At 70.7% G+C, this 13508-nt stretch carries 13 protein-coding genes; all 13 read right to left on the bottom strand.

Annotation, left to right across the window (positions count from 1 at the left end; translation table 11 throughout):
• Positions 1–1698, bottom strand: a 1698-nt coding sequence (locus tag HZU84_RS09320) for a sigma-54-dependent Fis family transcriptional regulator (protein WP_180692867.1), incomplete at its 3' end; no start/stop codon positions are given.
• 13 nt (positions 1699–1711) lie between these two features.
• Positions 1712–2599 carry a SphA family protein gene (locus HZU84_RS09315; RefSeq protein ID WP_180692866.1) on the bottom strand — a complete coding sequence of 296 codons (888 nt, stop codon included), beginning with the start codon at positions 2597–2599 and terminating at the stop codon, positions 1712–1714.
• Between the two features lie 132 nt (positions 2600–2731).
• Positions 2732–3157, bottom strand: a complete 426-nt coding sequence (locus HZU84_RS09310) for a tautomerase family protein (protein ID WP_149505621.1) — start codon at positions 3155–3157, stop codon at positions 2732–2734.
• A gap of 28 nt (positions 3158–3185) precedes the next feature.
• Positions 3186–3971 (bottom strand): SDR family NAD(P)-dependent oxidoreductase, encoded by a 786-nt coding sequence (locus HZU84_RS09305; RefSeq protein WP_149505622.1) that lies wholly within the window; start codon positions 3969–3971, stop codon positions 3186–3188.
• Positions 3968–5035 (bottom strand): 4-hydroxy-2-oxovalerate aldolase, encoded by a 1068-nt coding sequence (gene dmpG / locus HZU84_RS09300; protein WP_149505623.1) that lies wholly within the window; start codon positions 5033–5035, stop codon positions 3968–3970. Before dmpG ends, HZU84_RS09305 begins: the two co-directional genes overlap by 4 nt.
• Before the next feature lie 21 nt (positions 5036–5056).
• Complete coding sequence (locus HZU84_RS09295; protein ID WP_244954569.1) at positions 5057–5983, bottom strand: acetaldehyde dehydrogenase (acetylating); 927 nt, start codon at positions 5981–5983, stop codon at positions 5057–5059.
• Between the two features lie 33 nt (positions 5984–6016).
• Entirely contained in the window at positions 6017–6811 is a 795-nt protein-coding gene (dmpH, locus tag HZU84_RS09290; protein WP_149505754.1) for a 2-oxo-3-hexenedioate decarboxylase, read from the bottom strand.
• 20 nt (positions 6812–6831) lie between these two features.
• Entirely contained in the window at positions 6832–7629 is a 798-nt protein-coding gene (locus HZU84_RS09285) for a fumarylacetoacetate hydrolase family protein (RefSeq protein ID WP_149505625.1), read from the bottom strand.
• Between the two features lie 13 nt (positions 7630–7642).
• Entirely contained in the window at positions 7643–9106 is a 1464-nt protein-coding gene (locus HZU84_RS09280; RefSeq protein ID WP_149505626.1) for a 2-hydroxymuconic semialdehyde dehydrogenase, read from the bottom strand.
• 49 nt (positions 9107–9155) lie between these two features.
• Positions 9156–10091 carry a catechol 2,3-dioxygenase gene (locus HZU84_RS09275; RefSeq protein ID WP_149505627.1) on the bottom strand — a complete coding sequence of 312 codons (936 nt, stop codon included), beginning with the start codon at positions 10089–10091 and terminating at the stop codon, positions 9156–9158.
• Between the two features lie 125 nt (positions 10092–10216).
• Positions 10217–11119, bottom strand: a complete 903-nt coding sequence (locus tag HZU84_RS09270; protein ID WP_149505628.1) for a LysR family transcriptional regulator — start codon at positions 11117–11119, stop codon at positions 10217–10219.
• 55 nt (positions 11120–11174) lie between these two features.
• A complete protein-coding gene (locus HZU84_RS09265) occupies positions 11175–12239 on the bottom strand; it encodes a GlxA family transcriptional regulator (protein ID WP_149505629.1) in 1065 nt (354 codons plus the stop codon).
• 380 nt (positions 12240–12619) lie between these two features.
• Positions 12620–13507, bottom strand: a complete 888-nt coding sequence (locus HZU84_RS09260) for an adenine nucleotide alpha hydrolase family protein (RefSeq protein WP_149505630.1) — start codon at positions 13505–13507, stop codon at positions 12620–12622.
• Position 13508: the final 1 nt, after the last annotated feature.

Here is a 13508-nt window from a genome sequence, read left to right as displayed (position 1 = left end):
CAAGCCCGCCGGGTGCTTCAGCGGCAGGTCGCGCAGGCCGCGCGCGGCGTGGAACTCCTGCCAGAGCTGGTGCGTGTAGCGGAAACGCCCGGAGAGTTCGACCTCGGCGATGTGCAGCGCCTGCACCTGGCGCGCCAGGCGTTCGGCGTCGTCGTGCGCACTGGCCGGGCCGCCCGCCTCGGGCGCGGCCGGGTCGTTGGCCGCCTGCAGGCGCAGGCTGCCGTCGCGCTGCAGGGCCAGCCAGCGCGCCGGCAGCGCCTCGTCGCCGACGAAGAGATGCGCCAGGTCGATCGCGCCGTCGTCGCTGGCCAGCACCACGCCGCGCTCGACCAGGTTCTCGAGCTCGCGGATGTTGCCGGGCCAGTCGTAGGCCAGCAGCGCGTCGATCGCGCGGCCGGTGAAGCCGGTGACACGCCGGCCGTCGCGCTGGTTGAAGCGGTGCAGGAAATGGTTCAGGAAGACCGGGATGTCCTCGCGGCGCTCGCGCAGCGGCGGCACCCGCACCGGCAGCACGTTCAGGCGGTAGTACAGGTCGGCGCGGAAGCGCCCGGCCTCGACCTCGCGCTTCAGGTCGAGGTTGGTCGCCGCCACCACCCGCACGTCGACTCGCACCGTCTGCGTGCCGCCGACGCGCTCGATCTCGCGCTCCTGCAGCGCGCGCAGCAGCTTGCCCTGCGCGGTCCAGCCCAGGATGCCGATCTCGTCGAGAAAGAGCGTGCCGCCGTGCGCGCGCTCGAAGCGGCCCGGGCGCGTCGTCATCGCGCCGGTGTAGCCGCCCTTGTCGACGCCGAAGAGCTCGCTCTCGATCAGCTCGTCGGGAATCGCCGCGCAGTTGATCGCGACGAAGGGCCCGGCCGCGCGCGGGCCGATGCGGTGCAGCGCCTGCGCCAGCACCTCCTTGCCGACGCCGCTCTCGCCGAGAAAGAGCACGGTGGCCTGGGTGCGCGCGGCGCGGCGCACCATGTGGCAGACCGCGTTGAAGGCGGCCGAGACGCCGACCACCGCCTGGTCGTCGAGCGGCGGGCGCCCGGCGCGCGCGGCCACCCCGAGGCTGAGCTCGTCGGCGCGCAGCCGCGCCAGGTCGGCCTCGGCGTCCTGCCAGGCCTCGGCCGGGCGGCCGACGATGACGCAGTGCGGCGCGCCCTGCGCGCGGCACTGGATTTCGCGGAAGACCACCGGCCGGCCCATGAAGCGGCTGACGAAGCCGCTGGCATAGCCGGTCTGCTGCCAGCAGACGGTGTCGCTGCCGATGCCGTAGGCCTGCACATGCGCCTCGGCCTCGGCGCAGCCGTGCCAGTTGAACTCGCCCAGGAAATGGCCGGCCTCCTGGTCGACCTCCAGGCGCACCTTCTCGACCCGCGCCACCCCCTCGAGCATGTGCAGCTGCGGCCCGATGCAGACCGCGTCGGCCGAGGCGCCCTGCGGGTGCAGGTGGCGGGCCAGCTCGGCGTCGTGCGCGCCGCAGTGGTAGCCGATGCGGGTGATCAGGCCGCGGGCGCGGTCCAGCCCCAGGCCCTCGATCAGCTCCTGGCGCAGCACGCCCATCGTGCTGCTGTGCAGCAGCAGCATGCGCTGTTCGCCCAGCCAGATGCGGCCCTCGGCGGCATCGAAGTGCAGCCGCGAGACCAGCTCGTCGGTCGGCCGCAGGGATTCGCAGGCGCAGCCCTGGGGCTGCAGCCGGCAGGCAGGCTCGGCCATCGTGCGCTCCGGTTCAGAGCGGGAAGACCGCCTTCAGCCACAGCGAGGTGCCGCTCGAGTGATAGCGCGCACCGCTTTCCTTCAGCGCGCGCAGCTCGAGCGACGGGCCGCTCGGCGAGGCCTGCCAGCGCACGGCCGGGCCGGCGGCGAAGACACGGGTGCGGAAACCGTCGCCGACGGTGGCGCCGCCCATCCTGTCGTCGGTGGTCTGGCGGATCAGGTAGCCCTGCAGGCCGATCTGCCAGGTCGGCGCGACCCGCCAGCCCAGGTTCCAGTCCGCATGCAGGTACTGGCCGCTGCGGTAGTCGGTCGCGTCGTTCTTCCGGTTGATCGAGTAGGTCAGCTTGGTCGACGCGTCGACCGACTCGCCCAGGTAGGACGCCACGTACACGCCGCGCAGCGTGGTGACATGGTTGCCGGTGTTGGCCAGGCGGTTCTTGTCGTAGTCGCCGGTCGGCAGCACCCCGACCACCGCGGCGGCGGTGTGCAGCTGCGGGCTGTGGTGCCAGGCGATCAGCGGTCCGGCCTCCAGGTCGCCCAGGCCGGTGTGGCTGCCGCTGGCGCCGCCCGCCTCGACCTTCAGGTCGACCAGCGGCAGCACGCCATAGGCGCCGAGCTGGCCGCCCAGCACCAGGGTGTCGCTCATGTAGACGAGGCGGCCGACCAGCACGTTGGCGCGGACCTTGAAGCCGGGAATCAGGGCCTGGCCGTCGCCGCCGTTGAAGCGGTCGGCGCGGTAGTGGTTGGCGTAGATCAGGCCGTAGAGGCCGGGTGGCGGCAGCGCGCCGGCCAGGAAGCCCTCGGCGCCGGCCGCGGCGGTGGTCTGGCCGTTCTCGGTGGCGTGGGCGCCGGCGCCCAGGGCCAGCAGCAGCGCGGCGGCCGCGGTGCGGGTGAAGTTCATGCTTGTCTCCTCGTGGGGCATGGAAAAGTGAAAAGGGATCCCCAGGGCCCCCGGTCTGATCGCCGGGGTGCCTCGATGGCCGTCAGGGAATCGGGAGGACTGCGGCCGGCAAGTGCGTGGCCGCGCGCTCGGTCAGCGCCGCGCCGCGAGCTCGGCCGCGCGCGCGACGCTGGCGGGCACGCCGCCGATGGCCCAGCGGTCGGGGTGGACCGGATCGATCATCACCCGCACCCGCTGCGGATCGCCGCCGAGCACGCGTGCGGTGACCGCGCTCATCTCGGCCATGACGCGGTGCAGCGTCTCGACCGGGCGGCCCTCCATCAGCGCCAGGCGCACCAGCGGGATCTCGACCTCGGCGCGGGGCCGCTCGGCCAGCACCTCGTCGGCCGGCACGCCGGCGATCGCGTACAGCTCCGGATCGACCTCGGTGATCCAGACCTGCAGGCGCTCGGGCGGCGCGTCGATGACGCGCGCGAGCGTGGCCGCGGCCTCGCGCACCAGGGTCTTGAGCACCGGCCGCGGATGGCCGGCGAGCACATGGATAGTGGCCAGGGGCATGGAATCTCCTCGCGAGCGATCAGGCGGATCAGGGCAGGCCGCGCCGGCGTCCGGCGTCGAGCATGAGCGTCGAGCCGGTCAGCACGTCGGCCTCCGGGTCGAGCAGCAGCGCCACCGCCCAGGCGACCTGTGCCGGCGTGGTGAGCTGGCCGATGCTCGAATCAGCGCGCATCGCGTCGAGCACCGCCTCGGGCGTGGTGCCCTGCAGCGCGGCGCGGTCGGCGATGACGCGGTGCAGCCGCTCGGTGTCGGCCGGGCCCGGCGCCAGCGTGTGCGTGGTGATGCCGCGTGCGCCGTGGTGCAGTCCGAGCTGGCGCATGACGTTGAACAGCGCCGCGTTGGCGACGCCGGCCGCCGCCGCGTAGGCGGTCGGCTCCAGCCCGTAGTGGCCGGCGATGGCCACCACACGCGAGCCGCGCACCAGCCGGTGCTCCACCGCGCGGGTCAGCCGCAGCAGGCCGCCGACCTTGATGTTGACCGCGTCGACCATCGCCGTGGTCGGCACCTGGGCGATGCCGCCGGCCACCGCGACGCCGGGGCCGTGCACCACCAGCCGCACCGGCGCGCCATCCAGCGCGTGCTGCGCGTCGACCGTGGCGCGGATCGCCTCGATCGAGGCGTCGCCCGAGATGTCGGCCGCGCACGGCAGCAGCCGCGGACCGAAGCGCTCGGCCAGACCCGCCAGGCTGTCCGTGCCGCGCGCGACCGCCAGCACCGTCAGACCGCGACCGACCAGCCGCTCGACGATGGCCTGGCCGAAGGCGCCGGTGGCGCCGACGACCACCGCCAGTTCACGCTGCGTGCCGGTGTTCATGCGTTCACCTTCATGCGGGCCACGTCCTGCAGCAGGCCGCGCTCCTTGGCCATCGTCATCGCGGTGTCCTCGATCATGTCCTCCTGGCCGGAGATCATCTTCCTGCGGCCCAGCTCGACCAGGATGTCGCGCGCCGGCACGCCGAAGCGCTTCTCGGCCCGCTTGGCATGCAGCAGGAAGGTCGAATAGACGCCCGCGAAGCCCAGCGTCAGCGAGTCGCGGTCGATGCGAACGATGCGCTCGGCCATCATCGGCAGGATCACGTCCTCGGCCACGTCCATCAGCTTGAACAGGTCGACGCCGGTCTCGATCCCCATGCGCTCGCACACCGCCAGGAACACCTCCAGCGGCGTGTTGCCCGCGCCCGCGCCCAGACCGCCGACCGAGCCGTCGATGCGGCTGGCACCGGCGGCGATCGCGGCGATCGAGTTGCTGATGCCCAGACCCAGGTTGTGGTGGCCGTGGAAGCCGATCTCGGTCTCGGGCTTCAGCACCTCGCGCAGCGCGGTGACGGCTGCGGTCACGTCCTCGGGCAGCATGTAGCCGGCCGAGTCGGTGATGTAGACGGTCTGCGCGCCGTAGCTCTCCATCTTCAGCGCCTGCTGCGCGAGCCCTTCGGGGCTGTTCAGGTGCGCCATCATCAGGAAGCCGGTGGTGTCCATGCCGAGCCTGCGCGCGAAGGCGATGTGCTGCGGCGCGGTGTCGGCCTCGGTGCAGTGCGTCGCCACATGCACGCTGCGGGCGCCGCAGTCGAAGGCGCTCTGCAGCTCGCGCATCGTGCCCAGACCCGGGATCAGCAGCACGCTGACCCTGGCCTGCTTCATCAGCGGGCAGACCGCGCTCAGGTACTCCTCGTTCTTCGCCAGCGCGAAGCCGTGCTGCAGCGAGTTGCCGCCCAGGCCCGCGCCGTGCGTGACCTGGATCAGCGGCACGCCGGCCGCGTCCAGCGCGGTGGCGACCCGGACCATCTCGTCGATCGAGATCTGCTCGCGCTTGGCATGCATGCCGTCGCGCAGGCACATGTCATGCAGGACAACCTTGCGGCCCTTCAGGTTCGTCGTCATGTCGGTCTACTCCTTCGGGCGTCAGGCGACCAGCGCGGGCGCGGTCGGCTTGAGCGTGATCTTTCCGGCGAGGATCTCCTCGGCGAACATCTCGGCGGTGCGGCAGGCGGCGGCAGTCATGATGTCGAGGTTGCCGGCGTAGGTCGGCAGGTAGTCGCCCAGGCCCTTGACCTCCATGAAGACCGCGACGCGGCGGCCGTCGAACAGCGGGCCGTTGACCAGCCGGTAGCCGGGCACGTACTTCTGCACTTCCTCGATCATCGCCAGCACCGAGTCGATGATCCTGGCCTGGTCCGGCTCGCCTTCGGTCAGGCAGTTGATGGTGTTGCGCATGATCATCGGCGGCTCGGCCGGGTTGATGATGCACAGCGCCTTGCCCTTCCTGGCGCCGCCGACGCGCTCGATCGCGTTCGACGTCGTGTAGGTGAACTCGTCGAGGTTGGCGCGGGTGCCCGGGCCGACCGACTTCGACGCCAGGCTGGCGACGATCTCGCCGTACTCGACCGGCTGCACGCGGCTGATCGCGTGGATGATCGGGATCGTCGCCTGACCTGCGCACGAGATCATGTTGACGTTCATCTCGACGCGGTCGGCGTGCTCGCGCAGGTTCACCGGCGGCACGCACAGCGGGCCGATGGCCGCCGGCGTCAGGTCGATCATCAGCACGCCGAGTTCGTTCAACTTGCGCGAATTCTCGGCATGCACATAGGCGCTGGTGGCGTCGAAGGCGATCTGGATGCCGTCTTCCAGCACATGCGGCAGCAGGCCGTCCACGCCCAGATGGGTGGTCTTCAGGCCCAGGTCGCGGGCGCGCTGCAGGCCCTCGGATTCCGGGTCGATGCCGACCATCCAGACCGCCTCCAGCACCGGGCTGCGCTGGATCTTGGAGATCAGGTCGGTGCCGATGTTGCCCGAGCCGATCAGCGCGCACTTGATCTTCTTGCTCACATTGATTCCTTGAAGCATGGATTCCTGGCCGCTTCAGCCGAAGCGGACCGCGACGCTGCCGAGGTCCTGGAAGCGCGCGCAGACGAAGTCGCCCGGCTTGACGGCGATGGCTTCGGTGATGCCACCGCTCATCACGAAGCTGCCGGCCGGCAGCTCGTGGCCGAGTTCGGCCAGCACCCGCACCAAGAGCGCGACCGCCTCGGCCGGATGGCCCATCACCGCGGCCGAGGCGCCCATCGCCACCGGCTCGCCGTTCTTCTCCAGCACGACGCCGAGCGTGTCGAGCGCCAGCGCATCCGGCTCCAGCGCCCGCCCGCCGGTGACATAGCGCGCCGACGAGCTGTTGTCCGCCACGACGCTGGGCAGGTCGAACCTGAAGCCCGAGAAGCGCGAGTCGATCACCTCGATGGCCGGCACGACGAAGTCGGTCGCGGCCAGCACGTCGGCGCGGGAACAGTCCCGTCCGCCCAGCGCCGTCTTCAGCACGAAGGCGACCTCGCACTCGACGCGCGGGTGCACCAGGTCCTCGGTGGTGATGACGCTGGATTCGGGCCGCGCCATGTCGGCCAGCAGGAAGCCGACGGTGGGCACGTCGACGCCCATCTGGATCATCTTGGCCTGCGAGGTCAGGCCGGCCTTCCAGCCGATCTGGCGGCGGCCCTCCTTCAGCCAGCGCTCCAGCAGCGCGAGCTGCACCGCGTAGCCGTCGCCCAGCGTCATGCCGGGAAAGTCCTCGGTCAGCTTCGGGATCGCGGTGGCGCCCTTCTGCGCCGCCTCGATGCGGTCGGTGAGCGCCTGCACGTCGGCGGGATCGAGCGTGGTGCGCATGTCGGTGGCAGGAGTGAGGTTCACAGTGCGGCCTTTCCATGAAAACGCGCCCGGCAGGTGCCCAGGCCGCCGATCGTGCAGACCAGCTCGTCGCCGCCGGTCACCGCCACCAGCGGCGACTGCGAGCCCGACAGGATCACCTCGCCTGCACGGAAGGGCAGGCCCAGCCGCCCCAGCGTGTTGGCCAGCCAGACGACCGCATTCACCGGCGAGCCCTGCACCGCCGCGCCCACGCTGGTCGAGTGCAGGCTGCCGTTGCGCTGCAGCACCATGCCGGCCAGCGCGGCATCGAACTTCTTCAGGCTGGCCTTGGCGTCACCCAGCACGAAGACGCCGCACGAGGCGTTGTCCGCCACCGTGTCCTGGATCCTGATCTTCCAGTCGCGGATGCGGCTGTCGACGATCTCGAAGCACGGCGAGACATAGGCGGTGGCGCGGATCACGTCGGTGGCGGTGATACCGGGGCCGACCAGATCGCGCTCCAGCACGAAGGCGAGTTCCGCCTCGGCCCTGGGCTGGATCAGGCCGTCCAGGCTGATGCCGTCCGATTCGCTGCAGACCATGCCCGAGGTCAGCTGGCCGAAGTCCGGCTCGAAGACGCCGAGCATCTCCTGCACCGGCCGGGAGGTCACGCCGATCTTCTTGCCGACGAGGGTCTCGCCGGCCTGCAGGCGCCGCGCCACACAGCGCGACTGGATCCGGTAGGCGTCTTCGACGCGGATGCCGGGGAAGCGCTCGAGCAGCGGGCTCAGGGTGCGGCGCTCGCGCCAGGCGTCGAACAGCTCGTCGCCGCAGCGTTCGATGAGGTCGGCTTGCATGGGGGACATGTCCTCAGAGCTTGACGCAGACGTTGCGCGTCTCGGTGTAGAACTCCAGCGAATGCACGCCGCCCTCGCGGCCGATGCCGCTCTGCTTCGAGCCGCCGAAGGGCGTGCGCAGGTCGCGCAGGAACCAGGCGTTGATCCAGGTGATGCCGACCTCGATGCGCTCGGCCATGCGGTGGGCGCGCGCCAGGTGCTGGGTCCAGATCGTGGTCGAGAGGCCGTAGACGTTGTCGTTGGCCAGGGCCACCACCTCGTCCTCGCTGTCGAAGGGGCGCAGATGGCAGCAGGGACCGAAGATCTCCTCGCGCACCACGCTGGCGTCGTCACCCAGGCCGGTCCAGATGGTCGGCTGCACCCAGCAGCCGCCCTTCAGGTCGGCCGGCATGTCGGGCACGCCGCCGCCGGTCACCACCGTGGCGCCCTCGTCGACGGCACGCTGGTAGTAGCCCAGCACCTTGTCGCGGTGCTCCTGGCTGATGAGCGGGCCGTAGGTGCTGGCGTGGTCCTCGGGGCGGCCGTACTTGACCGCCTCGACCTTGGCCTTGAGTGCATCGCGGAAGCGCTCGAAGATCGGCCGCTCCACATACACGCGCTCGGTGCCGAGGCAGACCTGCCCGGTATTCAGGAAAGCCGAGCGGAAGATGCCGTCCACCGCCGCGTCGAAGTCGGCATCCGCGAAGACGATGCCGGCGTTCTTGCCGCCCAGCTCGAACGAGACGTCGCGCAGGCCCTCGGCCGCGGCCTTCATGATCGCGGTGCCGGTGCGGGTCTCGCCGGTGAAGGTGATCGCGTCGATCTGCGGATGCGTGGTGACGAACTCGCCGGTCGACTTCGGCCCGAAGCCGTTGACGACGTTGTAGACGCCCTTGGGGACACCGACCTTGGCCATCACCTCGCCGAGCAGCGCGGCGGTCAGCGGCGTTTCTTCGGAGGGCTTGACCACCACCGTGTTGCCGCAGGCCAGCGCGGGCCCCAGCTTCCAGGTCATCAGCAGGAAAGGCGCGTTCCACGGGCAGATCACGCCGATCACGCCTTTGGGCTTGCGGATGGCGTAGTTCAGCGCGCCGCGCCCGTCCGGCGTGTCCATGCGGAAGGACTCGGTCGGCACGTTCTTCACCACGTCGGCGAAGATCTTGAAGTTGGCCGCGCCCCGCGGGATGAAGACATGCGTCATCACATGTGAGGGCTGGCCGGTGTCCGCCATCTCGGCCGCGACGAAGTCGTCGAAGCGTCGGGTGATCTCGTCGGCCACCGCGTGCAGCATCGCCGCGCGCTGCTCGACCGTCATGCGGCTCCAGTCGCCACGCAGCGCGGCGCGGGCGGCGCGCACCGCGCGGTCGACCTCGGCCTGCGGGGCCTCGGCGATGCGGGCGATGACCCGGCCGTCGACCGGCGAGCGCTTGTCGAAGAGCCGGGCGCCCTCGGCCGGCTGGAATTCGCCGTCGATGAAGCTGGTGATGATTCGTGTCATGTCTTCGGTCCTGCGGGGGTTCTTCTCGTGGGCGGCTCGCGGGCAGGTTTCAGGTCACCACGGTCAGGAAGGTCTCGTGCATCGTTCTGTGGGCCACGTCCAGGCCGCCACCCTCGCCCAGGCCTTCCCAGGTCCAGGCGATCGGGGGCAGATCCGGGTAGGAGCTGTTGCCGCCCGAGAAGGTCTCGAAGCGGTTGCCCGACGGATCCCACGCGTAGATCGTGCCGCCGCGGGTGATGCCGTGGCGGGTCGGGCCGATGTCGACCTTGATGTCGTGCGCGGCCATGATGTCGGCGGCGCGGAAGACCCGGTCGATCGACTCCATGTAGAACGAGACATGGTGCAGCTTGCCCGGCTCGGGGTGGATCACGAAGGCGATGTCGTGCGCCTTGTTCGAGCAGCACAGCCACAGCGCGCCCTTGACGTCGCTGTCGGGCAGCGTGACGTACTCGGCCAGGTGGAAGCCCAGGATGCGGGTGAAGATGTCGAGCACCCGGTCGACGTTCGGGCCGTAGAGCAGCGCGTGGTCGAAGCGCATCGGCGCGATGCCGCGGTCCTGGTGCGGCGTCCAGGGCTTCGGATCCTTCTGGCCGAAGTGGCTGCCGACGAAGGTCTTCTCGGCGTAGAGCTCGATCAGGTGGCCGCTGGGCAGCTCGAAGCGCAGGCGCTCGCCGGTCTCGAGCAGCTCGCCGGCCGGAATGCGCTCGGTCTTCAGGCCGTCATCGCGCAGCTCGGCCTCGAAGCGGTCCAGGTCGGCGCTGCTGGCGACCTTGAAGCCGAAGAAGTCCATGCCGGCGCGATCGGCCTGGCGCAGCACGATGCTGTGGTGATCGCGCTCGTCCCAGGCCTTCAGATAGACCCGGCCGGCGGCGTCGCGCCCGGTCTCCTCCAGTCCGAGTACATCGCGATAGAAGCGCACGCCTTCCTCGAGGTCGAGCATGCGCAGCTGAACATGTCCGGGTCGCAGTACGCCGGTCAGGGCCATGATGTCTGTCTCCTGTCGTTGCCGTTTGAAGGGGGAACGACTGGATTCTGGACAGGCCCTGTCATGCCGTCCAATACCATCAAGCTGGGTCTGTCATACCTCGCAGGAATGACGGCCGGCCGGATTCAGGGCAGGTCGGCCAGCCGCCGAGCGCCCTCGCGCATCGAGCGCAGGAAGGCCTGCAGCAGCTCGGAGTCGTCGTCCGAGCGGTGGATGCAGCACAGGTCGATGCGGTCCTGCGCCGGATGGTGCAGCGGCCGGAAGGTCACGCCGGGCATGTTCATGTTGGCTGCCGAGCGCGACACGAGGCAGGCGCCGAAGCCGGTGCCCACCAGCGTGACCGCATGCACCACGTCGCCGACCTCCTGCGCGACCTGCGGCGTGAAGCCGGCGCCGCGGCACATCTCGTGCACCCGGTCGATGAAGCTCGGCCGCGAGCCGGTGGGAAAGAGCACCAGCGGCTGATCGCGCAGCTCCTGCATCGTGATGGCGGTGCGCGCGGCCAGCGCGGTGCCCGAGGGCACGGCGACCCAGATCGGCTCGGTCAGCAGCGTCTCGCAGCTCAGCCCTTCGACCGGACGCATCAGCCGGTTGAAGGCGACGGTGATGCGGCGGTGGTGCAGCGCATCGATCTGCGCCTCCTTGTCGAGCGAGTGCAGCACGATGCTGACCTCCGGGCAGGTCTCGCGGAAGCGACGCAGCAGCTGCGGGATCACGCCGAAGATGCCCGAGCCGAAGATCGCCACGTCGACCCGGCCGAGCAGGCCCTGCGCGGCCTTGTGCGTGCGCTCGGCGGCGCGCTCGGCCTGGGCCAGGATGCCGCGCGCGTCCTCGTAGAGCACCCGGCCGGCGTCGGTCAGCTCGACGCCGCGCGAGGTGCGCCGGAACAGCAGCGCGCCCAGCTCCTCTTCGAGCTGCTGGATCTGGCGGGTCAGCGGCGGCTGCGAGATGTGCAGCCGCAGCGCGGCGCGGCCGATGTTCTGCTCCTCGGCGACGCAGACGAAATAGCGCAGGTGGCGGAGTTCCATGACCGGGCACTGTAGCCGGCCCGGCCGCCGCGGGGGGGGCAGCGCGCCGAAGGGCTCAGGACACGTACATCGGCGCGCCGCGCTCGATCCGGGCGCGGCGCTGCACGGCGGCCGGCGCCGGCGCGCCGATCACATGCACCATGCCCTGGCTGCCGCCCTGGCGGCGGTGCTCGCTGGGCGAATGCCCGAACAGCGCCCGGTAGGCCTTGCAGAAATGCGAGGCGGTCTGGAATCCGCAGGCCACCGTGATCTGCATGATCGGTGCGCTGGTGTGCGAGAGCAGCTCGCGCGCGCGTCGCAGCCGCAGCGTCAGGTAATGCTGGGCCGGCGTGACCTTGTAATACCGGTGGAACAGCCGCTCGAGCTGGCGCAGGGAAATGCCGGCGGCGTCGGCGATTTCCGACAGCGGCAGCGGCTCCTCGATGTTGGCGGCCATCAGCTCGGCGGCCTCGGCCAGATGCTCGTAGCCGGGCCCGACGAATTCCGGCTGCGGCAGTTTCTGCTGGTCGCTCTGGTCGCGCACCCGGTCGACGATGAACTGCTCGGAAATCGCCATCGCCAGCTTGTTGCCGTGGTGATGGCGCACCAGATGCAGCATCAGGTGCAGCGGCGCGATGCCGCCCGAGGCGGTGATGCGCTCGCGGTCGATGACAAACACCTCCAGCGCGAAATTCACCTTCGGACAGGATTCGCGCAGCGCGACCAGATTTTCCCAGTGCACCGCGCAGCGGTAGCCGTCGAGCACGCCGGCCGCGGCCAGTGCATGCGTGCCGGTGCACAGCGCACCCAGCGTCTGTCCGCGCGCGGCACGGCGACGCAAGTCCTTGATCAGATTGTCGGAAATCGCTTTCTGTACCTCGACGCCGCCGCAGACGAAGACCGCATCGCAGCGGTCCAGATCCTCGGGCTGGCAGGCGCCGCACACGCCCAGACCGTTGCTGGCCTGGGCCGCGCGTCCTTCGGCTGCGCAGACGCTCCAGGTATAGAGCGTCTGCCGGCTGGTCAGATTGGCCATGCGCAGCACCTCCACCGCATTGGCGAAGGCGATCATCGAGTAATTCTCGAGCAGCAGGAATCCGAAATGCCGGACCCGGGGATCGGGATTCGAGGAGGAAACCATCGCGTGAAACCTTCGTGGCTGGGGACTGCGGTCCGGGCTGCCCGGTCGGACCTGTTGCCGCCGGAATCCTCATATATTGAGCAACGATCGTGCCAGCACATTCCTGAGCTGAATTTCCACGACATGCCGGCCTGTGCCGGAAAAACTGCGATCCGGACGCCGGTCGTGCCCGCGACGGTGGGTCGCGCATGAGGTTCGGCGGTGCATGCGGCACCATCACGGTGCCGCGCCTGCCAGATTTCACCGTAATTGGTCTTGATGCAGAACAGGTGATTACGCTGATATTCTGAAGATGGCACAGAGAAAAAGAACAAGGCCCGGTCGCCGTTCAGGACAACCGGGCCGGGCAGGGGAGCGGCAGGCGCGCAGGCGACAGGCGGTCAGCCTGGCGGACGGGTCAGGCCGAGGCGGCGCAGATGCGCCAGCAGCTCGCGGGCCTTGTCCTGCGCTGAGCCCTGGTTCAGCACCGCGCCGCCCTGTCGCGCCGGCGCGGCGGTGCCGGTGGCGCGGGCCATGCGTGCCGCGCCGCTCTCGGTCGAGACGGGTGCAAGCGGTCGGCGCTGGCGCCGGGCCGGCTCGGGTGTCCAGGTCGGGGCCGCCACCACCACCGGTCCGGCGGTCGGGCCGGATGCGGTGCGGCGGTCCTCGATGCGGCCCTGCTGCGCGGCCAGCCAGGCGTGGCGCATGCGCAGATCCTCGCGCCGTGCCAGGCGCTCGCTGCTGACCAGCACCGCGGCGGCGCCGTGCTCGAGCCGCCAGCTGCGCCGCGCGCCGCGCGGCAGCGCCTGCACCACCCGCCAGCCGCCGTCGGCCTCGGGCTGCAGGTCGATCACTTCGGCGATCAGCGGCCGCTGCAGCCGCTGCGCCAGCCGGTGCGGCAGCAGGCCGCTGGCCAGACCGGACTCGCCGCGGGCGCCGGCGATCACCAGCGGCGTGTCGTGGCAGGCTTCGGCCAGCGCGGCGGTGATGTGCTCCGGATCGGCGGCGGCCAGCTCCAGCCGCTCGAGCCGGTCGATGCCCAGCGCCAGGTAGTCGCGCGCGACCGCCTCGGGCATCGCGCTCTGGCGGCAGGCGGCGTGCAGCAGCCGCGGCTGGGCCGCGTGGGATCGGCCCTGCAGCGTGGCCCGGGCCTGCAGCGCCTGCAGGGCCAGCGCGGCGCCGGCGGCGTCGGCACGGCTGCGGGTGGCGCGTCCGCTGACCGGATCGACGCGCACGCTGACCAGCACCGCCACCGGCGAGGCATGCACATTCAGTGAAGAGGAACTCATG

Origin of the sequence: Sphaerotilus sulfidivorans (assembly GCF_013426975.1) — a bacterium.
Lineage (GTDB): Bacteria > Pseudomonadota > Gammaproteobacteria > Burkholderiales > Burkholderiaceae_C > Sphaerotilus > Sphaerotilus sulfidivorans.
Note: the sequence above shows the minus strand (reverse complement) of the source record. Positions and strands in the feature narration are given on the sequence as shown.

Coding starts and splice junctions, on each gene's coding strand:
- HZU84_RS09315 (WP_180692866.1), bottom strand. CDS start 2,599: ATGAACTTCACCCGCACCGCGGCCGCCGCGCTGCTGCTGGCCCTGGGC.
- HZU84_RS09310 (WP_149505621.1), bottom strand. CDS start 3,157: ATGCCCCTGGCCACTATCCATGTGCTCGCCGGCCATCCGCGGCCGGTG.
- HZU84_RS09305 (WP_149505622.1), bottom strand. CDS start 3,971: ATGAACACCGGCACGCAGCGTGAACTGGCGGTGGTCGTCGGCGCCACC.
- dmpG (WP_149505623.1), bottom strand. CDS start 5,035: ATGACGACGAACCTGAAGGGCCGCAAGGTTGTCCTGCATGACATGTGC.
- dmpH (WP_149505754.1), bottom strand. CDS start 6,811: ATGCGCACCACGCTCGATCCCGCCGACGTGCAGGCGCTCACCGACCGC.
- HZU84_RS09285 (WP_149505625.1), bottom strand. CDS start 7,629: ATGCAAGCCGACCTCATCGAACGCTGCGGCGACGAGCTGTTCGACGCC.
- HZU84_RS09280 (WP_149505626.1), bottom strand. CDS start 9,106: ATGACACGAATCATCACCAGCTTCATCGACGGCGAATTCCAGCCGGCC.
- HZU84_RS09275 (WP_149505627.1), bottom strand. CDS start 10,091: ATGGCCCTGACCGGCGTACTGCGACCCGGACATGTTCAGCTGCGCATG.
- HZU84_RS09270 (WP_149505628.1), bottom strand. CDS start 11,119: ATGGAACTCCGCCACCTGCGCTATTTCGTCTGCGTCGCCGAGGAGCAG.
- HZU84_RS09265 (WP_149505629.1), bottom strand. CDS start 12,239: ATGGTTTCCTCCTCGAATCCCGATCCCCGGGTCCGGCATTTCGGATTC.
- HZU84_RS09260 (WP_149505630.1), bottom strand. CDS start 13,507: ATGAGTTCCTCTTCACTGAATGTGCATGCCTCGCCGGTGGCGGTGCTG.